This window comes from Cellulomonas fengjieae (assembly GCF_018388465.1).
In the GTDB taxonomy this organism is placed as follows: domain Bacteria; phylum Actinomycetota; class Actinomycetes; order Actinomycetales; family Cellulomonadaceae; genus Cellulomonas; species Cellulomonas fengjieae.
The window spans coordinates 3,881,718-3,903,636 of the sequence record NZ_CP074404.1; the positions used below are offsets into that span (position 1 = coordinate 3,881,718).

The 21,919-nt window shown below is 72.4% G+C and carries 19 protein-coding genes; 7 read left to right on the forward strand and 12 right to left on the reverse strand.

What is annotated here, in order from left to right:
* The first annotated feature begins 39 nt into the window (after positions 1 to 39).
* Both KG102_RS18185 and KG102_RS18190 read left to right on the forward strand, forming a co-directional pair.
* A complete protein-coding gene (locus KG102_RS18185; RefSeq protein WP_208290144.1) occupies positions 40 to 312 on the forward strand; it encodes a helix-turn-helix domain-containing protein in 273 nt (90 codons plus the stop codon).
* Positions 309 to 947: a cation transporter gene (locus tag KG102_RS18190; RefSeq protein ID WP_208290143.1), complete on the forward strand. Its 639-nt coding sequence runs from the start codon at positions 309 to 311 to the stop codon at positions 945 to 947. Before KG102_RS18185 ends, KG102_RS18190 begins: the two co-directional genes overlap by 4 nt.
* Here KG102_RS18190 and KG102_RS18195 read toward each other — a convergent pair.
* A complete protein-coding gene (locus KG102_RS18195) occupies positions 944 to 1,792 on the reverse strand; it encodes a phosphotransferase enzyme family protein (RefSeq protein WP_208290142.1) in 849 nt (282 codons plus the stop codon). The two genes, KG102_RS18190 and KG102_RS18195, sit on opposite strands and share 4 nt — an antisense overlap.
* A gap of 267 nt (positions 1,793 to 2,059) precedes the next feature.
* Between KG102_RS18195 and KG102_RS18200 the strand changes: the two genes are divergently transcribed.
* Positions 2,060 to 2,482, forward strand: coding sequence for a GAP family protein (locus KG102_RS18200; RefSeq protein WP_208290141.1), 423 nt, complete (start codon positions 2,060 to 2,062; stop codon positions 2,480 to 2,482).
* Here KG102_RS18200 and KG102_RS18205 read toward each other — a convergent pair.
* Complete coding sequence (locus KG102_RS18205) at positions 2,413 to 3,348, reverse strand: acetylxylan esterase (protein ID WP_208290140.1); 936 nt, start codon at positions 3,346 to 3,348, stop codon at positions 2,413 to 2,415. The two genes, KG102_RS18200 and KG102_RS18205, sit on opposite strands and share 70 nt — an antisense overlap.
* A gap of 211 nt (positions 3,349 to 3,559) precedes the next feature.
* On the opposite strand from KG102_RS18205, the gene KG102_RS18210 reads away from it, so the two are divergent.
* Positions 3,560 to 5,848 carry a hypothetical protein gene (locus KG102_RS18210; protein WP_213363012.1) on the forward strand — a complete coding sequence of 763 codons (2,289 nt, stop codon included), beginning with the start codon at positions 3,560 to 3,562 and terminating at the stop codon, positions 5,846 to 5,848.
* Between the two features lie 55 nt (positions 5,849 to 5,903).
* Here the strand turns inward: KG102_RS18210 and KG102_RS18215 are convergent, their stop codons facing one another.
* The 7 genes from KG102_RS18215 to KG102_RS18245 all read right to left on the reverse strand — a co-directional run bounded on the left by KG102_RS18215 (position 5,904) and on the right by KG102_RS18245 (position 15,618).
* The gene (locus KG102_RS18215; RefSeq protein ID WP_208214727.1) at positions 5,904 to 7,100 is read right to left on the reverse strand and encodes a glycoside hydrolase 5 family protein; all 1,197 of its coding nucleotides are present in this window, start codon (positions 7,098 to 7,100) and stop codon (positions 5,904 to 5,906) included.
* A gap of 100 nt (positions 7,101 to 7,200) precedes the next feature.
* Positions 7,201 to 9,210 (reverse strand): beta-galactosidase, encoded by a 2,010-nt coding sequence (locus tag KG102_RS18220; protein WP_208290139.1) that lies wholly within the window; start codon positions 9,208 to 9,210, stop codon positions 7,201 to 7,203.
* A gap of 4 nt (positions 9,211 to 9,214) precedes the next feature.
* On the reverse strand, positions 9,215 to 10,054 hold the full coding sequence (locus tag KG102_RS18225) for a carbohydrate ABC transporter permease (protein WP_208214725.1): 840 nt from the start codon (positions 10,052 to 10,054) through the stop codon (positions 9,215 to 9,217).
* Complete coding sequence (locus KG102_RS18230; protein ID WP_213363013.1) at positions 10,054 to 10,971, reverse strand: carbohydrate ABC transporter permease; 918 nt, start codon at positions 10,969 to 10,971, stop codon at positions 10,054 to 10,056. The genes KG102_RS18225 and KG102_RS18230 overlap by 1 nt, the downstream gene beginning before the upstream one ends.
* Entirely contained in the window at positions 10,968 to 12,272 is a 1,305-nt protein-coding gene (locus KG102_RS18235) for an ABC transporter substrate-binding protein (protein ID WP_208290137.1), read from the reverse strand. Before KG102_RS18235 ends, KG102_RS18230 begins: the two co-directional genes overlap by 4 nt.
* A gap of 263 nt (positions 12,273 to 12,535) precedes the next feature.
* The gene (locus tag KG102_RS18240) at positions 12,536 to 14,890 is read right to left on the reverse strand and encodes an FAD-dependent oxidoreductase (RefSeq protein WP_249667393.1); all 2,355 of its coding nucleotides are present in this window, start codon (positions 14,888 to 14,890) and stop codon (positions 12,536 to 12,538) included.
* Positions 14,887 to 15,618 (reverse strand): IclR family transcriptional regulator, encoded by a 732-nt coding sequence (locus tag KG102_RS18245; protein WP_208290136.1) that lies wholly within the window; start codon positions 15,616 to 15,618, stop codon positions 14,887 to 14,889. Before KG102_RS18245 ends, KG102_RS18240 begins: the two co-directional genes overlap by 4 nt.
* An 82-nt stretch (positions 15,619 to 15,700) precedes the next feature.
* On the opposite strand from KG102_RS18245, the gene KG102_RS18250 reads away from it, so the two are divergent.
* Positions 15,701 to 16,738 carry a LacI family DNA-binding transcriptional regulator gene (locus KG102_RS18250; RefSeq protein WP_208290135.1) on the forward strand — a complete coding sequence of 346 codons (1,038 nt, stop codon included), beginning with the start codon at positions 15,701 to 15,703 and terminating at the stop codon, positions 16,736 to 16,738.
* 89 nt (positions 16,739 to 16,827) lie between these two features.
* On the opposite strand, the gene KG102_RS18255 is transcribed toward KG102_RS18250, so the two are convergent.
* On the reverse strand, positions 16,828 to 18,156 hold the full coding sequence (locus KG102_RS18255; protein WP_208290134.1) for an MFS transporter: 1,329 nt from the start codon (positions 18,154 to 18,156) through the stop codon (positions 16,828 to 16,830).
* 43 nt (positions 18,157 to 18,199) lie between these two features.
* On the opposite strand from KG102_RS18255, the gene KG102_RS18260 reads away from it, so the two are divergent.
* A complete protein-coding gene (locus KG102_RS18260; RefSeq protein WP_208290133.1) occupies positions 18,200 to 19,393 on the forward strand; it encodes an MFS transporter in 1,194 nt (397 codons plus the stop codon).
* On the opposite strand, the gene KG102_RS18265 is transcribed toward KG102_RS18260, so the two are convergent.
* The gene (locus tag KG102_RS18265; protein ID WP_208290132.1) at positions 19,390 to 19,941 is read right to left on the reverse strand and encodes a CGNR zinc finger domain-containing protein; all 552 of its coding nucleotides are present in this window, start codon (positions 19,939 to 19,941) and stop codon (positions 19,390 to 19,392) included. The two genes, KG102_RS18260 and KG102_RS18265, sit on opposite strands and share 4 nt — an antisense overlap.
* 91 nt (positions 19,942 to 20,032) lie before the next feature.
* Between KG102_RS18265 and KG102_RS18270 the strand changes: the two genes are divergently transcribed.
* Positions 20,033 to 21,241: a Bcr/CflA family efflux MFS transporter gene (locus tag KG102_RS18270; RefSeq protein WP_208290131.1), complete on the forward strand. Its 1,209-nt coding sequence runs from the start codon at positions 20,033 to 20,035 to the stop codon at positions 21,239 to 21,241.
* 24 nt (positions 21,242 to 21,265) lie between these two features.
* Here KG102_RS18270 and KG102_RS18275 read toward each other — a convergent pair whose 3' ends face one another.
* A complete protein-coding gene (locus tag KG102_RS18275; protein ID WP_208290130.1) occupies positions 21,266 to 21,895 on the reverse strand; it encodes an NAD(P)H-dependent oxidoreductase in 630 nt (209 codons plus the stop codon).
* Positions 21,896 to 21,919 lie beyond the last annotated feature (24 nt).

The window sequence follows — 21,919 nt, forward strand, 5'->3', positions numbered from 1 at the left end:
CTATCCCGGCCATGTTATACCGGTACTACTATCGGAGCCATGGTCAGGCTGCCGCTCACCCCCGCCGAGCTGGAACGCGGACAGCGTCTCGGTGCTCTCCTGCGCCGAGCGCGGGGGGAGCGCTCGATCCTCGTGGTCGCGCTCGACGCCCGCGTCTCACCCGAGACCCTCCGCAAGATCGAGACCGGCCGCGTCGCAACCCCCGCCTTCCCGACCATCGCGGCGCTCGCCGGGGTGCTCGGCCTGTCCCTCGACGCCGTGTGGGCGGAGATGAACCGGCCCGCGCCCGAGCTCTCCGAGTCGCCCGCATGAGCGAGACGCCGGTCATGTCGCCCGAGGTCGAGCGGCTCACCCGCCGCGGGCTGCGCCTGGCGCAGTTCACCGTCGCGTACAACGTGGTCGAGGGTGCGGTCGCGATCACGCTCGGGCTCCTGGCCGGGCTGGTCTCGGTCGTCGGGTTCGGCATCGACTCCGGCATCGAGTCGATCTCCGCGATCCTGGTCAGCCTGCGGCTCTCGGCACGGCTCCGGTACGGCCACGCCGACGAGGCCAAGGAACGCCGCGCCCTCAAGCTGGTCGCCGGGACGTTCTTCCTCCTGGCCGCGTACATCACCTTCGAGGGGATCCGGAGCCTCACCACCGGCGAGACCCCGGACTCCTCACCGCTGGCCGTCGCCCTGCTCGTCGCGTCGCTGATCGTGATGCCCGTCCTGGCCGCGCTCAAGCGCCGCGTCGGCCTGCGCCTGTCGGACAACCTGATCCTCGCCGACGCCGCCGAGACCAGGATCTGCGTCCTGCTCAGCGCGTCCACGCTCGCGGCCCTGGTGCTGTTCCAGTGGACCGGCGCCGCCTGGCTCGACCCCGTCGCCGCGTTCGTCATCGCCGCCTTCGCCATCCACGAGGGTCGCGAGGCGTGGGAGGGCGAGCTCGTCGAGGACGACGACTAGCGGACGCGTCGGCCGTGCGGTCGGTAGCCCGACACGAAGGATCGCAGCGTCGCCTGCCACTCGGGCGACGACGTGCGGACCCCGACGGGGGCGGCGTCGAGGTCGTCGAGCCACGACCCGAGCGTGCCGACCCGCAGATCGACAAAGCGGTCCACGGCTCCCTCCGACAGGCGCGGGCCGCCGGACCGGTAGCCGTCCACGAAGTGCCGGCAGAAGGTCGAGTACGTCTCCGGCCGACCGTGGAGGGTGGCGTCGAACAGCACCATGTACAGCGCGTTCGCGACGTCGAACTCCGGCGGTCCGTACCCGCAGTCGTCCAGGTCGAAGATCCGCACGACGCCGTCCTGCGCCCGCAGGTTGGCGGTGCCGAAGTCACCGTGGAGGAGCTGGTGCGCCCCGGCGGTCGCATCGGACGGCATGCCACGCAGGGCGTGGACCACGGGGAGTGGAGCCGCGGGGAGTCGCGCCATCGACCGGTGCAGCTGCGCGAGCGCGGAACCCATGAGTGCGGCGTCGGCCGGGCTTGCGGCGTCGAGGGTGCGACCGTCGGCGAACTCGTAGCAGACGACGTAGTGCGCTCCGCCGGCTGACGACACCTCGGCGATCCGCCGCTCACCGATCACCCGCGGCCGGCAGACACGCGGGTCGAGGTCCGCGAGCGCGGCCATGACGTCGAGCCGCACCTCGAGCTCCGCACGATCGACCGCCGAGGCGTCGAGCACCTTGGCCACGGCCGGCCGGCCGCTGCGGTCGACCACACGGAACACGCGGCTCTGGTGACCCCCGGAGAGCTCCTCGACCCGGTCGACGCCCAGCACGGTGGCGACGTGCTCGGCGAGGTCCATGCCGACGAGGGTCGCACGCGTCAGCTCACTCGTAGGCGACCGCGTCGACCACCCTCATCCGGGCGGCGGGCGTCGCCGGCCACACGGCGGCGAGCACCCGGCCCACCTTCCTCCTCTTCGGGTGTGCTTCCGTCCTAGATTCCTGGCATGACGATGCAACGCGGTGCGGGCACGTGCTGAGCCAGGTGATCGGGGCGACCCTCGCCCCCGCGCTCGCCGTGGCACTCAGCCCGTTCCTCGTGATCGGACAGCACCACGTCGGCCGTCGTGGACTGGTCGCGTGTCGTCGCCGGTGCGGCGCTGATCGTGCTGGGCGTGCGCAAGTGGGTCGCGCGGCCGCGTCGGGGTGAGGCCGTCGAGACACCGGCGTGGATGGCCTTGCTGGAGGACGCGTCGACCGGTCGGGCGCTCGGGCTCGGGCTCCTGCTGTCCGGGGCCAACCCCAAGAACATCGTCCTGATCGGCTCCGCCATGGCGGCCGCCATCGAGACCGGTGCGCACGACGGCGACCTCGCGCTGGCGGCGGCGGTGTTCGTCGTGATCGGGTCGTCGACGGTCGTCGGCGCGGTGCTCGCGCACACGTTCGGCGGCGCGGGGGCCGCCGCGGCGACCGCGCTCGATCAGACGCGATCGAGGAACGCGCGCTGCGCGGCCAGCAGCGCGGCCGCCTCGTCCGCCATCCCCGGGTAGTCCATGTGGCCGGCGGTCCGGATGAAGCTCTCCCGGGGCCCGCTCAGGGCGTTGTAGACGGCGAACTGCCCGGGCGGGGGCACCGCCGGGTCGGCGAGCGCGAGGCCGACGTGCGTCGGCGCCCGCATGAAGGTCGCGGCCGTCGCGGCGTCGAAGTACCGCAGCGTGTCGAGCGCCTCAGGGTGGTGGGTCACGTGCCGGCGGACGGCCTCGCCGGAGCCCGTGCACGGCAGCGTGACGCGCAGCGGGTGGTTGCCGAAGCTCGGGACCGACAGGCACACGGCCGCGATGCGTTCGTCCCAGGGCGCGGCCAGGGCGCCGATCCCACCGCCGAAGCTCCCGCCCAGGTAGTCGACGCGCGCGGCCGCCTCGGGCACCAGCTCGCACAGCGCACCCACCGCGGCCCACACGTCGGCCGCGCAGCCACCGTGCACGTAGGTGTCCCGGCTGACGATGCCGTGCAGCACGTGCTCCTCGGCGGTGTCCGGGATCGACCCGATGCGGCTCCGGTCGCCCATGCCCCGCGCGCAGGGGAACAGGACCGCCGCACGCTCGACGGGGACGGCCGGCTCGGGCGCGATCCGGCCGCCGTACCCGTGGCTCATCACCAGGCCGCGCTCGACGCGCCCGTCGGCCGGCACGGCGAGCCACCCGCCGAGCCGGATCCCGCCGAGCGAGGAGAGCCCGACGTCGTACAGGTCGAAGCCGGGCATCGCGAACGCCTGGCTCGGCCGCATGATCGCGGCCGGCTCCACCGACCGCGCCTCCCGGTACAGGCCGGTCCAGAAGTCGGCGAAGTCGGGGGGCGGGGGCGGGCCGCCCACCTCGAGGAGCGTCTCCAGCGTGTAGCCGTAGGTGGGGTCCATGCATCCGATTTTGGTACATCGATAGACCTGTTATGACCAGGCACGACGCGTGTCGGAAGATCGTTGACCCAGGTCAGGTATACCGGTTAACCTGCCAGGACGGACGGGGGTACCTGCGACGACGCTGGGGCTCGACCCCGCGTTCGCGCACCGCATCGCAACGACGCGAGAGGACCGCCCTATGCACCGTCCACGCAAGCTCCTGGCTGTCTTGACTGCCCCGGCCGTGCTCGCCGGACTGCTGTTCGCCCCACCCGCGATGGCCGCCGAGGCCGCGATCGAGCCCGTGCCGGACGCACCCGCGGCCGTGGCCGACGCGGTGACCGCCGTCCTGATGGACGAGGGCTTCGACGGCACCACCCTCGACTCCACCCGCTGGACCCGCGGGTGGTTCGGCAACGACACCGCGATCACCGCACCGGTCAACGCCGGTCAGGCCCAGTGCTACGACCCGGCCAACGCGGTGGTCGTGGACGGCGGCCTGCAGCTGGACCTCGAGCAGCGCGCGGTCACGTGCGCCGGGGTCGAGCGTCAGTACGCGGGCGGCATGATCAACGGCTACGGGAAGTTCACCGTCCGGCCCGGTAGCTACATCGAGGCGCGGGTGTTCCTGCCCTCCGCCGAGGTCGGGATCGCCAACGAGCCGACGTTCTGGATGCAGGGCCGCAGCCTGAGCTGGCCCACCAACGGCACCATCGTGGTGATGAAGGGTGAGCCCGCCGGCGCCTGCAGCGCGGTCACCCGGGCGGACGGCACGACGACGAAGCGGTGCGCCCAGCTGGCGACCGACGCCTGGCACACCGTGGGCGCGCACTGGAAGGTCGACGGCACTGTCGACGTCTACTACGACGGGTCGCTGCGGTCGAGCTTCACGCTCGGCACCACCGACCCGATGTACCCGATCCTCAACGTGGCGGCGTGGCCCGGCCGCGCGGTCGCCCCGAGCCGCTTCGAGGTCGACTACGTCCGGGCGTGGGACATGATCCGCGGGGTCACGCCCGCCGCGCCGGTGCGGGAGGCCGCCGAGTGCGGGGCCGAGCCGCAGATCACCATCCCGCAGGTCGCGGGCGTCTCCTACGCCCAGGCGCGCACCGGGAACCTGGTGACCGTCACCGCGAGCGCCCTGCCCGGTTACGCCGTGGCCGCGGGGGCGCAGACGCAGTGGACCTATGACGTGACCCCGCTCGTGTGTCCCCCGGGCGACGGTCCGTGGCCCGTCGCACCCGCCGACGTGGCGGGGCAGATGACGACCGTGCTGCTGGACGACAACTTCGACGGTCCCGCGCTCGACTCGACCATCTGGAACCGCGGCTGGGTCGACGGCGTGGACGGCGAGATGACGACGCCGGTCAACGTCAACACCGAGGTGCAGTGCTACGACCCGGCGAACATCGCGCTGGCCGACGGCAACCTGCTGCTGAACTACACGCAGAAGGAGACGCAGTGCAGCCGCCGGGGCCAGACCTTCGAGTACGACTACGCGGGCGCGATGATCCAGAGCAGGCACAAGGTCACGGTCGCTCCGGGCAGCTACGTCGAGGCGCGAATGAAGACCCAGGGGGTGGGGCAGCGGATCGCCAACTGGCCCGCGTTCTGGCTCAACGGTGAGAGCCACAACTGGCCGCACACCGGCGAGATCGACGTCATGGAAGGCCTGGCAGGACGCGCGTGCGCGAGCGTGCACGGCCCGGACATCGACGCCCGCCAGTGCCTCGACGTGGTCGCCGACGCCTGGCACACCTACGGCGCGTTCTGGCGCACCGACGGGAACGTCGACTTCTACTACGACGGCGCCTTCCTGGCCACGCACTACCTCGGCACGACGGACCGGCAGTACCTGATCCTCAACCTGGCTGCCTCGAACGCCCAGGCGCCGACCGTCCCGAGCACGTTGTCCGTCGACTACGTGCGGGCCTGGGACACGCTGGCAGAGGCACCGGACACGGTCCGTCCCGCCTCGACGCTCGCCGCGCCGAGCGCGGCGGGCCCGTTCCGTGCCGTCGATGTCCGCGTGGACGCTTCCGACGACCGCGGGCTGGCGCGCATCGTCGCGAACATCTATCGGGACGGCGTGCTCGTGCGCAGCACGCAGACCGCGGTGGACGGTGCGACCACCGGGTCGCACCAGGCCACCGTGACCCTGCCCGACGGGGCCTACACGGTGAAGTACAACGCCCAGGACACGGCGGGCAACATCTCCCGCACCGGCACGTTCGCCGTCACCGTCGACGGCACGCCGCCGACAGCCACGGTGAAGACCGGTGACGGCTTCACGGTCGGGGGCGACGGCGGCTATGACAGGGTCAGCTTCAAGCTCCACGACGCCGGGAAGATCGCGCGCGTCGAGCTGAACGGCACGGTCAAGGACCTCGTCGACAACGTCTGGTCCGACCTGAACCACGTCGTGCCGGGCGCGTTCGGTGCCGTCGAGGGCTCGAACACCCTCGTCGTCCACGACGTCGCCGGGAACAGCGCGACGCTCACGTTCGTCCTGAGCTAGGGATAGCAGAAGGGCCGCGACGCCCGGCGTCGCGGCCCTTCTGTTCTGCCCCGGCTCAGTCGCCGACGAGCTCCCGCACGGCGGTCGAGCCGACCGGCGCGCCCACGGTGTCCTCCTCGCGCACGATCAGCGGGTCCTGGCCCGCGGCGACGAGCGCGAAGTAGCGGTCGGCGAACGCGAGATCGGGAACCTGCCCGGCCGGCACCACGAGGGGCACGCGGGTCCCGTCACCGGGCCGGGCTACCTCTCCCCGGCGGTACGCCGCGATCGCGGCGGCGATAGCCGCGCCCGCGGGCTTGACCTCGTTGTCCACCGTGAGCAGGCCGAGGTCGTACTCCAGCTCGTCGAACCCCGCCAGCGAGCGGTCGATGTCGTGCGAGCACCACCAGGTGATCCCCCACGGCTGTGCCGCCAGTGCGTTGACCAGCATCGACGCGGCGAACGCCGGCAGGTCCGCCGCAGGTACCCACTGCGACGAGACCCCGATCTCCTGCAGCCAGACCGGCCGCTCCCGCGACGTCCCGTACGCCCGGGCGACCTCGACGAGGTAGCGCGCCAGGTGCAGCGCACCGGTCCCGTCCACGCCGTACCGCTCGAGCGCACCCGTGAAGTAGACCCACGAGTGGACGGTGGACGCGGCTCCGGTCGTCCCGAGCACCTCACGGCTGAACGGGCCGTCGTCGCGCAGCCACGGCACGTGGTCGACGCCGACGGTGTGGAAGCCACCGGGCATGACGAGGTCGCAGTGGGCAAGCATGTCCGTCAACCACGCGTCGCCCTGCTGCCGCGAGACGTCGTTGCCCACGAACGACGCCATCGCGTTGGGCTCGTTGGCGACGTCGAGGCCCAGGACGTTGCCCTTGGTCCGCAGGGCTCCTGCCACGGCCGTGATCAGCGCGCGCTCCGCCTCGAGCGTGTCGCTGTCGCCGAAGACGCTGCGGGACTCTCCCTGCCACGCGGGGCGGAAGTACGTCCCGGACATCCAGCCGTTCAGGACGCAGACCACCACGTCGAGCCCGGACCGGGCGGCGATGTCGGTCAGCTCCCCCAGCCGGGCGAGCATCGCCGGGCTGACGAACGTGCGGTTCGGCTGGAAGTACGGCCAGAGGCACTGCACCCGGACGTGGTCGAAGCCGAGCGACGCGATCGCCTCGAGGTCGCGCTGGATCGAGCTCGCGTCCCAGTCGACCCAGCCGTAGAGCCAGTCCTTGGACGGTACGTAGTTGACGCCGAACCGGCAGCTGTCGGCCATGGCGTCCTCCCTTCGACTCACGCGCATCGCGGGCGCATCCGTTGTGCCTGTCGTGCCGCAAGGCGGCACTCGTCCGCGCCCCGCGCGGTGTGCTCGGGTCTCAGTGGGGCACCAGCCCGACCACCCGGACGTCACGCGGCCCGACACGCACCTCGGTGACCTCGGGATCGGCGGCCGAGAGCGTGCCCAGGCCGACCACCCGGATCTCGTCGCCGTGGTTGAGCAGGAACAGGCGGTCACCACGGCGCACGGCCTCGACGCCCGCGGGCAGGTCGAGGACCGTCGGGCGCACCCCCGCGTCGGCGGCGAGCGCCCCCGCCACGGCAAGCAGCGACTCCTCCTCGAGGGAGACGGCGAGGTACGTCGCGCGGCCCGCTCCGTGCCGGCGGGCGACCACGGCCGGGGCACCGGCCAGGTCACCGTCGACGAATGTCGCCAGCGCGTCGCCCCCGCGCGCCTCGACGAGCTCGGCGAACCGGGCGTAGCCCAGCGTTCCCCAGTGCGACTCCACCGGTCCGGGGAACGGCGCGCGGACGGCGCCGGAGATGCGGGCCACGCCGGGGACCGGGCTCGCGGTCGCCGTGGGCAGCGGCCAGTGCTCGAGGACCCGCACGCCGAACAGCTCGCCGAGCGGGCCGGGGTAGCCGCCGGCGTGCACACCCTGGGTGTCGTCGACCACGCCGGTCAGGTACGTCCCGACGACGTGCCCACCCTGGTCGACGAACCGCTCGATCCGCTCCGCGGTCGCCCGGGAGACCAGGAAGTGGCTCGGCAGCACCAGTACGCGGTACCCGGACAGGTCGCTGTCCACGGAGACGAAGTCCGTCGGGATGCCGAGCTCGAAGAACGCGGCGTGCCAACGGCGCAGCTCCGCGTCGGGGGCGGCGTCGTCGGGCGTGTGCGCGGCGCGGCGAGCCCAGGAGCTGTTCCAGTCGAGCAGGATCGCGACGTCCGCGTGCACGCGCTCGTCATTCGTGAGGTCGAGCGTCTCCAGCTCGGCGCCCAGGCGGACGACCTCGTCCCAGCGCGGACCCGTGGGACCGGCGTGGCCGACCATCGCCGAGTGGAACGTCTCCGCGCCGCGGACCGAGGCCCGCCACTGGAACTGGCACACGCCCTGGGCGCCGCGGGCGACCGCCTGCAGCGACCACAACCGGAACTGACCGGGCCGCTTCGGGGTGTTCAGGTCCCGCCACTGGACCGCTCCGACCGCCTGCTCCAGCACGAGGAACGGTTTGCCCTCACCCAGCGACCGCATGAGGTCCAGGTGCAGCGCGTTGTCCTGCGCGCCGCGCGGGTCGTTCGGATCCGGGTAGGTGTCGTCCGTGACCAGGTCCTCCTCCCGCGCCCACGACCAGTAGTCGAGCTCGGGGAACAGGCCCATGAAGTTGGTCATCACGCGGGCGTCGGGGTTCACGGCCTTGATCAGGTCGCGCTCGGCCGTGAACTGCTCGAGCAGCAGGTCCGACCGGAACCGGTTCCAGTCGAGCGCCTGCGCCGGGTTGTGCAGGTCGGACGTCGCGCGCGGTGGCTCGACGTGCTCCCACCGCCCGAGCCGCAGTGACCAGAAGGCGGTGCCCCACGCCGCGTTGAGTGCGTCGAGGTCGTCGTACCGGCGCTTCAGCCACACGATGAAGCCCGCGCCGCACCGCTCGCAGTAGCAGGCCTCCGGCCCGCCGTACTCGTTGCCGGAGTGCCACATGACGACCCGGGGGTCGTTCGCGTACCTCTCCGCGAGCGCGGCCGTCAGCCGCAGGGCGGCCAGCTGGTAGGCCGGCGAGCTGGGGCAGTGGTGCCCACGGGCCCCGCCGGCCCGTCGACGGCCCCAGCGGTCCACCGACCCGAGATCGTCGTCCAGGTCACCGAGCCACGTGGGGGTGGACGCGGTGCCGGTCGCCAGGTCGACGGCGATGCCGGCGTCGTCGAGCCGACCGATGAGGTCGTCGAGCCACGCGAGCTCGAACTGCTCGGGACGCGGCTCGAGCTCCGCCCACGCGAACACCGCGAGCGTGACCAGGTTGACGCCGGCCTCCGCCATGAGCCGGACGTCCTGCTCGACCGTCGCGGCGTCCCACTGCTCGGGGTTGTAGTCGCAGCCGTACCAGATCACGTCATCACCCCTTGACCGCCCCGAGGGTCAGCCCCGTGCGCCAGAACCGCTGCATGAGCAGGAAGCCGATGATCAGCGGGACCACCATCACCAGCGACCCGGCGAGGATCAGGTTGTAGGTCGCCTGGCCCTTGTCTGCCTGCCACGCGTACAGCCCGAGCGTGACGGGGTAGAGCGTCTTGTCGGTCAGCATGATCAGCGGGAGCATGAACCCGTTCCAGGCGCCGACGAAGCTGAAGAGCCCCACCGTCGCGAGCGCCGGGGCCATGATCCGCCCCGTGATCTGCGCGAAGATCCGCAGCTCGCTGGCGCCGTCCATCCGGGCCGACTCGATGATCTCGTCCGGCACTGCACCCTCGGCGTAGACCCGGCAGAGGAACACCCCGAACGGGCTCACGAACGAGGGGATGATGATCGCCCAGATCGTGTTGGTCAGCCCGACGGACGCGGCCACCAGGTACAGCGGCACGGTGAGCAGCGCCCCGGGGATCAGGAGCCCGGCGATCACGCCGCCGAACAGCAGCCGGTCGCCGCGGAACCGGAACTTGGCCAGCGCGTAGCCGCAGGCGCCCGACGTGATCGTCGCGCCCAGGGCCGCGGCGATCCCGTAGCCGACCGAGTTGGCGAACCAGCGTGGGTACAGGCCCCCGTCGCGGCTGAAGACCGCCTTGACGTTCTCGACCAGGTTCATGTCCGCGAACCAGAACCCGTTCGAGGAGAACAGGTCGGGGTTCGACTTGGTGGCGGAGACCAGCAGCCACCAGACGGGGAACAGGAAGTAGATGGCCGTGAGCGCGAGCGCGCCGTTGACGACGACGCGGCTGCTCCATCCGGGTCCACGCATCAGGACTCGCTTCCTCGGGTCGAGAGCTTGCGGTAGACCACGGCGAGCACGCCGGCGATCAGCGCGATCACGACGGAGACCGCGGATCCCAGCTCGAAGTTGTTGGCGGCAAACGTCGCGTTGTAGGCGAGCATCATGGGCGTCCACTCGGCGCCGACGGCCGTCGTCACGGTGCGCAGGACGATCGGCTCGCTGAACAGCTGGATCGACCCGATGGTCGACAGCAGGGCGGTCAGCGCGATCGGTCCCTTGATCAGCGGCGCCTTGATCCGCATCGCCAGCGTCCACTCGCTCGCGCCGTCCACCCGCGCGGCCTCGATGATCTCGCGCGGGATCGACTGCAGCGACGAGCTGTAGATGATCATGTTGTAACCGGCCCACGACCAGATGGCGATGTTCGCGATCGAGAACAGGACCACCCTGTTGCCCAGCAGGTCGATGCTCAGGTCCCACGACTGCAGCAGCTGGACCACCGGGCTGAGCTGCGGGACGTACAGGTACGCCCACAGCAGCGACGCCACGATCCCGGGGATCGCGTAGGGCAGGAACGTCGCGAGCCGGTAGAAGCCGCGGGCGCGGGCCGCCTCGGAGTCGATGAGCAGGGCGATGCCCATCGCCAGGACGAGCATCACGGGGATCTGGATGAGCCCGTAGGAGAAGACCCGCGCGATGCCCGCCCAGAAGGTCGACGAGGTGACCACCTCGGCGTAGTTGTCGAGGCCGACGAAGACGTCCGTCGACGGTCCGATGCCCAGCCCGGACGACTGCTTCTTGAACAGGCTCCGGACCAGCGAGTAGGCGAGCGGGATGAGATACACGGCGAAGAACAGGACGACGAACGGGCCGACCATCACGCTCAGGGCAAGGGTCGGGCGGGACCGCCGCGTGGCGGCCCCGCCCGGGTGACGGCGACTCACGGCTCGGTGACCGAGATTCCCTTGGCTTCCATGGACTCGACCTGCTGCGCCTGCAGCGCCGCGAGCAGGTCGCTCAGCGTCCCGGTCCCGTCCTTGAACGCGGCCATGGAGTCACCCAGCAGGGTCATCCCCTCGGTCCACGTGGGCGAGTACCGCCACGGGCGCATCGTCTGCGCGTAGTTGGAGAGCTCCTGGTTGACCTCGGCGCCCCCGAAGAAGGCCTTGACGTCGTCCGGCGTCGTCATCTTGTCGGTCTTCATGGCCGGGAAGCTCTTCAGGCTGAGGATCGCGTCCATGTCCGTGGTGAGCCAGTTGGCGAACTTCATCGCCTCGGCGGGGTGCTCGCACCCCTTCAGGGCGAGCTGGGCGCCGCCCCCGTTCGTGGAGGACGCGACCTCACCCTCGGTCCAGTTCGGCAGGGGTGCAATGGCCCACTCGCCGGCGCCGCCGGAGACGTTCGCCGCCAGCAGCGGGGCCTGCCAGGCGCCACCGACCACGGCGAGCTGGCGACCTTCGCTCAGGTCGTTGTAGAAGGTCGGGTCCCACCGGTTCGTCGTGTTGAGCAGACCCTCGTCGCGCAGGCCCTGCCAGAACTCGGCGACGTCCTCGGAGTCGGGGTTGGTGACGTTCACCTGCCACGAGTCGTCCGCGATCTCGAACCACGGGCTCGACTTCTGGCCGACGAGCGAGACGAAGTCGGTGTGCGAGTCGCCGCCGAGCCCGATCAGGTAGGTGCCGGGCGCCTTCTGCGTGACCGTGCGCGCCGCCTCCTCGAACTCGGCCCACGTGGTCGGGACCTCGATGCCGAGCTCCGCGAACTTGTCGGCGCGGTAGTACATCGCCATGGGGCCGCTGCCCGAGGGCACGCCGTACGTCTCGCCCGCGTAGTTGACGAGTTCCCAGGTGCTCTCCAGGTAGTCGCTCTCGTACTCGGCGACGGCCTCGGTGACCGGGATGAGCGCGTCGGCGACGAGCAGCGACGGGATGTAGTCGTACGGCATCAGCATCATGCACGGCGCATCGCCGGCCTGCTGCGCCGCCATCAGCTTGGCGAACTGCTCGCCCCAGGACCCGTCCGAGGTGGACAGGCTCACCTGGATGTCGGGGTTCGCGGCGTTCCACTCGTCGACCAGGACGTCCGTGCCCTGCAGGCCGGACCAGTACTCGATCGTCACGGGCTCAGCCGGGCCGGACGACTCCGCATCCGCCGGGGCCGGGTCGTCTCCGTTGCCGCAGGCCGCAAGCAGGCCCATCGACAGAACGGCGACCGGGGCCGCCCACCGCCACCGATTCATGCTCATCTTGTTCTCCTCCAGGGGTCACCCGCGCGTCGCTGCGCGAGTGGTTGGCGATCGGATCGAGACACCCCGGGGGGCGCGGGAGCTGGCCCGTCCACCCGCGGCTTGGGGCACCACGGTGCCGATCGCTTCTGCGAGAGCCGGGCCGACGAGCGGCCGTTCCACGATGTCGATCGGCGTCCTCGCAACAAGTCGTCTGCGCTGACAGCGGTGAGGTTAATCGGTATACCTGAGGGTGTCAAACACCCCGCCGCGCTCCTGACCAGTCAGAGCGCATAGCAGCGCACCTCGACCAACGAGGCCGCCGGGTCGCCGTTCGTAGCCAGGACCAGCACGCGCAGCGCCCGGGCGTCCACCGGTCGGTCCAGCTCGTGGCTGCGCCGCCACGACGTGTTCCCCGTGACCCGCAGGACCTCGACGCCGTCGGCCTCGACGACGTAGTCCCGGGCGGTCTGGGGCTCGACGTAGAACGGCGGAGTGCCATGGACGTCCTTGAGCAGCGTGCCGGGGAAGGTGAGCTCGACGCGGCCGACACGCTGCTCCTGCGGCCAGGTGAGCTCGAGCCACTGCGGCAGACCGCGGCCGGGGTCGCTGCGCCACGTGCTGGGGCTCGCCTGCGGCCGGGCGGTCCCCGACAGCACCTCGGCGGGCTCGAACGCCGCCTGCTCCGGGGACAGCCGGAAGGCGAACGAGCCGTGCACGTCACGCCAGTGGGTGGCGGACAGGTGCCGGACACCGAAGTGCCCCGGCAGCACCCCGCGCGCCGCGCGCCAGGCCACCCCGGGGGCGGGCTCGACCGTCTCGATCCGCAGCCAGCCCGGCGCGATCTGCTGGTCGACGTCCCACGCCACCCACCGACTCGCACCGGGCCCCGCGGTGAGTGCGGCCTCGGCGAGCACCTCGGAGCCTCCCTTGCGGTTGTCCCAGATGCCCTCGACGCGCACGAGGCGCACGGGCACCTGCACCGGCTCGGCCAGGTCGTTGTCCAGGCACAGCTCGACGCGGTCCAGCCGTCCGCTGCACCACACGTGCTGGCCCAGCGTGACGTCCAGGTCGAAGCGGTCGCGGGGCGGCACACCGATCAAGCCCTCGAACGGCGCGTGGTCCTGCGGCGACAGGCCGACCGACGGCTGGGTCGACGAGGCGGTGACGCTCGCCGTGCGGGCCAGGTCCCCGGGGTCGGTGTTGCGCACGTCGGGCAGGTGGACGCCGTCGCGCACCAGCCGCTGCTGCAGCTCACCGGTCGCCGGACCACCCGCGGCCGCGTCGTCGGCCAGGTCGGGCAGGGTCATGCCGCGCCGCCGGAGCATCGCGGCGGCGGTCCCCACCGCCTGACCCATGACCGCGGTGGTGCCCATGACGCGCACGGAGCCGAGCGCCGCACGGGTGGTGGAGATGCACCGGCCGGCGAGGAAGAGGTTGTCGACGTCGCGGGCCATCAGGGCGCGCAGCGGGATCCCGTACGGCTTGAGGTAGGTCTTGCCGGCGTACCTCGAGTCCTCCCGGTAGTTCTCGGCCGCCGCAGGCTCGGACGTCGCGGCGAGCAGGCCGCCGGGCGTGTGCAGGTCGACGCCCCAACCGCCGTGCGCCACGGCGTCGGGGAAGCTGCGCCGCTCCTGCAGGTCGCTCTCGACGATCCAGTGGCGGCCGCGCACCCGGCGGCTCTCGCGCTTGCCCGGCACCTGCCCGACGAAGTCGAGCGCGTACGTGCGGCAGCGCTCCATCGTCAGCGGGTCCCGGTTCTTCATCCAGTCCCAGACACCCAGCGCGTGCCGCGTGAGCTCGTGGCGGATCGTCTCGTTGTCGAAGATCGTGTGCCACGGCACGCCGATCTCGATCCACCAGTAGCCGCCGCGCGGGTCGGAGGGGACGCGGCCCTGGTCGTAGAAGTACGAGGCGTCGTCGTGGCGCACCGCCCACGGCGGCGCGGTGAAGGGCGCGTCGCGGCCGACGTCCTTGGCGCGGATGTGGATCGAGCTCCCCATGGTCGCCGTCGACGCCGTCACCGAGGCGTGCGGCTCGTCGTGCTCGTCCCGCGACTCGCTGCCCATGCGCCACTCGCACCCGGCGCGGTCGGCGACGACGGCGTCGCCCGTGCAGTCCACGAACAGGGGCGCCTCCAGGACGAGCTCGACCTCGGCCGACAGGGTGCGGGCGACCAGCGCCTCGATCCGCCGGCTGGGCGCGCAGGCCTCGCGCAGGTAGTAGCCGCGCTCGGTGTGCGGCTCCACCTCGGCCTGACCGCCGCCCTCCATCCGTACCGCCAGGACGGTCGTGTTCAGGTGCAGGGTCAGGTTGGGCTCGCGCTGGCACCAGTCGTAGAGCACCTGGTCGAAGACCGAGTTGGTCCAGCCGTTCTCGTTGATGTCCTCGTGGTTGCGGCGCCGCTCCTCGCTGAGCATCTCGGAGATGATGCCCGTCTCGCGCGCGAAGGCGTGGTTGTGCGCCGCCCCGTGCACGGTCACGCGCATCTCGCTCGACGCGACACCTCCGAGCACCGGCCGCTCGTGCACCAGGCAGGTCTTGGCTCCACCGCGCGCGGCGGCGATGGCTGCGCACACGCCCGCGAGCCCACCACCGGCGACCACCACGTCGAACGACTGCTCGATCCGCTTGCTCACATCTGCTCCTCAAGGGCTGTCCGAACAGCGGCGGCGCCGCGGTCGAGGTGGGTCCGGGCGAATGCGTCGGCGTCGTCCGGCATGGGCCCGACGAGCGCGACCGCCAGCGGCGCATGCCCGGCGACGTCGACGCGCACCGCGACGCCGAGGATGCCCGGCGCGTCCCAGGCGTCGATGCGCAGCATCCCGTCGCGCAGCCGCCGGCCCGCCTGCGCGAGGCACTCGGCCGGGTTCGCGGGGGTGGCCGGGGTCGGCCGCTCCCAGCCGTACCGCCGCTCGGCGCGTTCCAGCGCGGCGGTCGCCTCGGCGGCCGGGACGTCGAGCAGGAGCCGCAGGCCGACCACGGAGAGGTGCAGCGGGAACCCGCCGGCCACGCCCGTGATGGTCTCGGCGGCCTGGCTGCGGTGCAGGTAGAGGACCTCGTCGTGGTGCAGGGCCGCGAGCGTGGCCTGCATCCCGGTCTCGCGTGCGAGCGCCTCGATCGCCGGCCGCGTGCGCGCCACGGCGGGCAGCCGCGTGACGGCCTGGCCGGCCAGCGCCAGGACGCCGAGGTCGGCGGCGAACGAGTGGTAGGTCGGCTTGCGCAGGTAGCCGTGCCGGACGAGCACCGCGAGCGTGCGGGAGACGCTGGAGACGTGCAGCCCGACGCGCTGGGCGATGGCCGTCGCCGTCAGCGGCGCCTCGGCCTCGGCGACGATGCGCAGGATGTCGAGTCCGGTCGTGAGCACACGCGGGACCATATTGCACTGATCGCAAAGTGAGCAAGGATGAGACCCGGTTTCGGCGGGTTGCGACGGCTACTCTGACGCCATGCCGCCAGCCAAGCGCCGACGCGTGACCATCTCGGACGTGGCCGCGCTGGCAGGGGTGTCGAAGGGCGCGGTGTCGCGTTCGTTCAACGGTGCCGAGCGGCTCCCCGCCAGCACGGTCAAACGCATCCACGACGCGGCCGACCAGCTCGGATGGCGTCCCAATGCGGCGGCGCGGGCGATCAAGGGCGCCCCCGCCCACACCATCGGATTCGTCCTGCAGCGCGATCCCGACCTGCTCGGCCTCGACCCCTTCTTCCCGCTCTTTCTCGCCGGGCTGGAGCGCGTCCTCTCGCAGAACGCGTACAGCATCACCATCCGGTTCGTCTCGGACGCGACCGAGGAGGCCCGGTGCTACAAGGACTGGGTCGCCGAGGGACGCGTCGACGCGTTCATCGTCTCCGACCTGCGCGACGACGACCCGCGGTTCGCCATGCTCGACGACCTCGGGAGCGCCGCGGTCGTGATCGGCGAGCCGCCCGCCGACGTCCACCGCCCGTCGGTCTTCCACACCTCCGACGAGTGCATCGAGGAGGTCCTGGAGGGGTGGATCACCCGCGGCCACACCCGCATCGCTCACGTGATGGGTGACCCGAACCTCCAGCACGCCCGGCGGCGTCGCGACGTCTGGGCCCGCGTGCTGGAGCGCCACGGCCTGTCCACAGACGCGCTGGCCGTCGGCGGATTCACCGAGCCGGGTTCCGCCGAGGCGACCCGCGAGCTCCTCACCGCCGCCGAGCGGCCCACGGCCATCTTCTACGCCAACGACATCATGGCCGCTGCCGGGATGCGGGTGATGTCCGAGCTGGGGCTCCAGACCGGGTCGGACGTCGCCGTCTTCGGTTTCGACGGGATCCCGCTGGGCCCGTACCTGTCGCCGCCGCTCGCCACGATCGCGTGCGACTACATCGAGCTCGGGTCGATCGCCGGCCAGGTCCTGCTCGAAGAGCTGGCGGGCCGGCCGGCGGACCCTGAACGCCGGACCCTGCCCGCCCGCTTCGTGGAGCGCGCGTCGTACGGGGCCGACGCCGCCAGCTGACCCTGCCCCCAGGGTGCTCGCGCGCATACCCCACCCGACCGGCCGCCGCGGGTCCTGCACTGATGAGCGGCTCGGCCCGAGCCGCCGCTCTACCGGGACGCGCCCGTGTCCACGATGGGGGCGAGCGCGTGCGCGTCGTCCAGGCGTGCACCGCGCAGCCCCGACCCGACGGAGACGGCGGCGGAGACCACCAGTGCGGATCCCGCGACCACCAGCGCGACACCGTAGCCGGCCGCGTCCCCGAGCAGCCCGCCGAGCGGCGCCGCCACGACGATCATCGCCCGGTTGATCGAGCGCATCGTGGCGTTCATGCGCCCCTGGAGCGCATCGGGAGTGACCGTCTGGCGGTAGGTCATCTCGTTGGTGTTCTCCGCGCCCATGCACACCCCGAGCAGCAGCTGCCCGAGCGCGAAGACCGCCCACGCCCACCCGCCGCCCCAGTCTCCGAGCACGGGCGCGTCCGGCAGGGCCAGCGGTGCCGCCGCCATGAGGCACCAGGCGACGCCGGTGCCGACGCGTGCCGCGATGATCAGCCACCCCGCCCCGAGGCGTCGGCCGAGCTGTACCGCCATGGACGCACCGGCCAGGGCGCCGAGGCCCGCCGCGGCCAGGGCCAGGCCCAGCGTGAACGCGCTCAGGTGCAAGGTCACCAGAGCGAACGGCGTCATCACCGCCCCAGCGATCGCGGAGCAGACGAACCAGAAGTGGGTGGAGAGCGCCATCGGTCGCAGCGTCGGGTGGCGGTAGATCCAGCGCAGCCCCTCCCGGACCTCGGCGCCGATGCCCCGGACGCGACCCGCGGAGCGGGCTGCGGCGACGCGCTCGTCGCTGCGCACCGTGGCCACCAGGACGGCCGAGGCCAGGTAGCTGAAGGAGTCGACGAGCACCGAGAGCGGCGCGCCGAGCACGGAGACGAGTCCACCGGCCAGCGCCGGACCGCTCGCCTGCGCGACGGCGTCCGACTGGTCCAGCCGCGCGTGGGCGGGGCCCAGCAGCCGCGCGGGAACCACCTGCGGCACGAACGACTGGTACGCCGCGTCCCCGACGAGGGTGCACAGCCCGAACACCGCCATCAGGACCACCAGCCAGCCCACGACCAGGTGCCCCGTCGCGGCGAGCACCGGGATCGCCGCGAGCGCGAGCGCGCTGAGCAGGTCGGCGACGACGAGCAGCGGGCGGCGGCGCACCCGGTCGACGAGCACGCCCGCGAGCAGCCCGAACAGCAGGTACGGCAGCCATCGGGCGGCGTTGACGAGGCCGACGTCGACCGCGTCGCCGGCCAGCACGTCGACGATCAGCACCTGGATCGCGAGGATCGTCACGTAGCTGCCGAACGCCGAGGTCGTCGACGCGGTCCACAGCCGGGAGAACCCGCTGACCTGGCGCAGCGTCTCGGGGCCGGCGGTGGCGTTGTTCACCGCTGATGTCTACCGCATCGCGCCCGTGCTCTAGGTTCTAGCGATGCGATGGCACCCGAGCCGGTCACGGAGCTCGATCCTGGCCGCCTCGCTGGTCGGCGGGTCGGGCGAGATCCTCGACTTCCTGGTGCCGCTCTGGGTGGGCGTCGAGCTCGGCGCCACGCCCGCGCAGATCGGCGCGCTCGTCGCGGTCGAGATGTTCTGCTCGTTCGTCGCCCGTCCGCTCGCCGGCTGGCTCACCGACACGCGTCAGCGCACCCAGGTCGCGGCGGTCGGCGCAGCCCTCTTCGGCCTCAGCTGCCTGGGTTATGCGCTCGCGCACAGCCTGCCGGCCGCCTTCCTGGCCGCCGTCGCCGGAGGCGTCGGCGGGGCACTCCTGTGGGTGGCCGTCCGAGCGGTGACCGCCGAGCGGCTCGCGGACGACGGCGCAGCGTTCGCGGACCTGTTCGCCTCGGTCTCCTTCGCGTCGTGGTTCTTCTGGGTCCCGTCGTTGGTCCTCCTGCCGACGCTCGGCTATCGCGGGGTGTTCGGCGCGCTGGCCGCCACGTGCCTCGTCGCTGCCGCCGGCCTGATGCTGGCGCCGCGTCTGGCGGTTCCGACCTCCGAGGCGCCGACGCCGACGTCGGACCTGCGGCGGCTCGCCCCGCTCCTGGCCGTCGTGGCGCTGACCGCGCTGGCGGAGGCCGGTGTCGGCCTGCTCCTGCTGCTGCATCTGCAGCGCGCGTTCGACCTCGAGGTGCACCAGATCGCCCTGGTCTACCTGCCCGGCGGCATCGCGATGACCGTGCTGCCCCGGTACCTGCACGGGGTCACCGACCGCGTGGGGCGGCGGACGGTGTACGCGGTCGCGTCGCTCGCCTCCGCCGTGTTCGCCGCGGGACTCGCGCTCGCCCCGAGCCCGCCGGTGATCGCGGCGCTCTGGGTGCTCGCGGGAGCCGCCTGGGCGGCCATCACGCCGATCCACGAGGCGGCCGTCGTCCAGGCGTCTCCCACCCGGACCGGTCGCGGCATGAGCCTGCTCGGCAACGCGGCGCTGGGCGGGGGCGCCGTGGGGTCGGCACTCGCCGGAGCACTGTACGGAACCACGTCGTGGGTGCTCGTGTGCGCCGTGTTCGCCGCACTCATCGCCGTCGGTGCCGTCGCCGGACCGCGTGCCCTTCGCGCCCTGGGCATCAGCGACCGGCCCTCCGCGCCCGTGGACGCGCCGATCGCACCCGCTGCGGGTCCGGACCTCTAGCCGCGGTCGCCCCGCCGAGCGGCGTACGCCCGTTGCATCTTCACGTGGTTCCCGCAGCCCGCCATCGAGCACCAACGCCGCGCCTGGTTGCGTGACTCGTCGTAGAACGCCCACCGGCAGGTGTCCCGCGCGCACACCTTGAGCCGGGGCCAGCTGCCGTCTTCCCCCGCCGACCGGATCGCCTCGACCAGCCCGGCGACGGCGTCGTCGAGCGCGGCGTGCTCGACTGCCCGGAGCCGAGGCGACCCGTCGCCCAGACTCAGTCGCACCGGGACGCGCGCGAGCGCCCGGTCGAGCTCGGCGACGACCGCCGGGTCCACCTCGTGCCCCGCGTGGCCGAGCAGGACCTGACGCACGCCCTCGCGGATCGCGCGAAGGACGTCGAGGTCCGAGGCGACGAAGGCCGCATCGGTCGCGACCAGGCCGTGAGCACGGAACCAGTCGCGCAGCGCGTCGGGCGTGGTCAGCGACTCCGTGCCGGTCTGCGGCTCGCGCGTGTTCACGAAGTCCCGGAGCACCACTGCGGACCGGGAAGGTCTCGTCGGCATGACACCACCGTACCCGGTTGACCGGTGTCAGTCACTGGTGCAAGGGTGGAGTCACACCACCAAACCGATTTCGCCGGTGTAGGAGTCGATGATGAAACTCCGTACCCGACCCGGAGCGCTCGCGACGAGGCAGGTGCTCGTCCTCGGACTGCTGACCGCCCTGGGACCCGTGTCGATCGATCTGTACGTCCCCGCGCTGCCCACGCTGCAGCACGACCTCGATGCGAGTGGTGGTGCCGCGCAGCTCACGCTCGCGGGCATGACGCTCGGCCTCGCGCTGGGCGAGCTGTGCATCGGCGCGTGGAGCGACCGGGTGGGGCGACGGCGCCCGCTCCTGCTGTCGTGCACCGTGCACCTGGGGGCGACCGTGGGTTGCGCGCTCGCGCCCACGGTGACCGCCCTCGCCGGCTACCGCTTCGTGCAGGGCGTCGGCGCGGCCGGCGGCTCGGTGCTCGTGCTCGCGATCGTCCGCGACATCGCCGCGGGCGACCGGCTCGCCCGACTCGTCGCGCAGGTCACCGTGGTCACGACGACGGCGCCGCTGCTGGCTCCGGTCGTCGGCGCCGAGCTCCTGCCGCTGACGGGGTGGCGCGGCGTGTTCGGCGTCCTCGCGGTCGCGTCGGCGCTGCTGCTGCTCGTGACCTGGCGGACCATCGGCGAGACGCACCGGCCCGACAGTGGAGCGACCGACGTCGTCCGGCGCGTGCGTGCCGTGCTGGCGGATCGGTCGTTCCGGCAGGCCGCGGTCGTCGGCAGCGCCGTGTCCGCAGGCGTCTACGCGTACGTCGCGGCCTCGCCGTTGCTCCTGCAGGACGTGCACGGGCTCAGTCCGCGCTCGTACGGCCTGGTCTTCCTGGCCAACTCGGCCGGTCTGGTTGCCGGCGTCCGGCTGAGCGGGTGGCTGACGCCGCGACGGGGCACACCCGTCGTGCTAGCCGGGTTCGCGGGCGCGACCCTGCTGACGGCGTCCGCGCTGCGCCCCCTCGAGGCGTCGTTCGGCCTCGCCGGCCTGCTGGCCGGACTGTGGTTGTTCGTCGCGTCGTGCGGTGGCTGCTTCCCCAGCGCGGCCGCGCTGGCCGTCGGGCGGCAGGCCGACCAGTCGGGCACCGCGTCGTCGCTGTACGGGTTCGCCGTGTTCACGGCGTCGGGCCTCGTCTCCCCGATCGCGGGCACGATCGGGTTCACCGACGCGACGACGGTGGCCTGCGTGCTCGTCGGGACGTCGTCGGTCGCCGTGGTCGGAGGCCTCCGCGTCCTGCGCTCGACGCGGGAACCGAGCGTGCGTCCGCCGTCCGGCTGAGCAGCGTGTGCGTGCCCCAGCCGGTCACCGCAGGTCGCGCGCCAGCCGGCTACCGGCCTCGTCGACCTCGTCGAGCCATGCGCGCCGCTGCTCGTTGTCGACCTCGTGGACGCCGGCCAGCACCTGGCGACGGACGCGGGCGGGTGCGTCGGCGGGAGCCAGGTAGGTGCCGACGCAGCGTTCCCAGATGTCGGCGAGCGGGTCGCCGAAGGTGTCCCGCTCGCGCTGCGCCGGAGTGTCGGTGGTGTTCACCACGAGGAGCTGACGGATGCGGAGCAGCACCTCGGGACGCCCACCCGCGTCGGGCAGGTGGTAGGCGACGCCCGGCAGCAGGACACGGTCGAGCCATCCCGCGAGGATCGCCGGCGGCTTGCCCCACCAGTTCGGGTGCACCACGGCCAGGGCGTCGGCCGCAGCGACCTCGGCGCGGTGCAGCGCCAGCAGCGGGTCGCTGTCGCTCACGTCGAGCCCGCGTCCGACGACGTACGACTCCTCGGGTCGCAGGAGCGGGTCGAACCGCTCGGCGTACAGGTCGTGGAACTGCACCTGGGCGCCCTCCCGCTCCAGCGCCACCCGCAGCCGGTGCGCCAGGGCGTGGTTGTAGCTGTCGCTGCGCGGGTGGGCCAGCAGCAGGAGGACGGCCGGTGCGCCCACGAGTGTGCTCCTTCGCTGGTTCGC

What these genes read in the sequence shown, in the direction of transcription:
- KG102_RS18185 (WP_208290144.1), top strand. Translation starts at nt 40, where the DNA reads ATGGTCAGGCTGCCGCTCACCCCCGCCGAGCTGGAACGCGGACAGCGT.
- KG102_RS18190 (WP_208290143.1), top strand. Translation starts at nt 309, where the DNA reads ATGAGCGAGACGCCGGTCATGTCGCCCGAGGTCGAGCGGCTCACCCGC.
- KG102_RS18195 (WP_208290142.1), bottom strand. Translation starts at nt 1,792, where the DNA reads ATGGACCTCGCCGAGCACGTCGCCACCGTGCTGGGCGTCGACCGGGTC.
- KG102_RS18205 (WP_208290140.1), bottom strand. Translation starts at nt 3,348, where the DNA reads ATGGACCCCACCTACGGCTACACGCTGGAGACGCTCCTCGAGGTGGGC.
- KG102_RS18215 (WP_208214727.1), bottom strand. Translation starts at nt 7,100, where the DNA reads ATGGCCGACAGCTGCCGGTTCGGCGTCAACTACGTACCGTCCAAGGAC.
- KG102_RS18225 (WP_208214725.1), bottom strand. Translation starts at nt 10,054, where the DNA reads ATGCGTGGACCCGGATGGAGCAGCCGCGTCGTCGTCAACGGCGCGCTC.
- KG102_RS18235 (WP_208290137.1), bottom strand. Translation starts at nt 12,272, where the DNA reads ATGAGCATGAATCGGTGGCGGTGGGCGGCCCCGGTCGCCGTTCTGTCG.
- KG102_RS18250 (WP_208290135.1), top strand. Translation starts at nt 15,701, where the DNA reads ATGCCGCCAGCCAAGCGCCGACGCGTGACCATCTCGGACGTGGCCGCG.
- KG102_RS18260 (WP_208290133.1), top strand. Translation starts at nt 18,200, where the DNA reads ATGCGATGGCACCCGAGCCGGTCACGGAGCTCGATCCTGGCCGCCTCG.
- KG102_RS18265 (WP_208290132.1), bottom strand. Translation starts at nt 19,941, where the DNA reads ATGCCGACGAGACCTTCCCGGTCCGCAGTGGTGCTCCGGGACTTCGTG.
- KG102_RS18270 (WP_208290131.1), top strand. Translation starts at nt 20,033, where the DNA reads ATGAAACTCCGTACCCGACCCGGAGCGCTCGCGACGAGGCAGGTGCTC.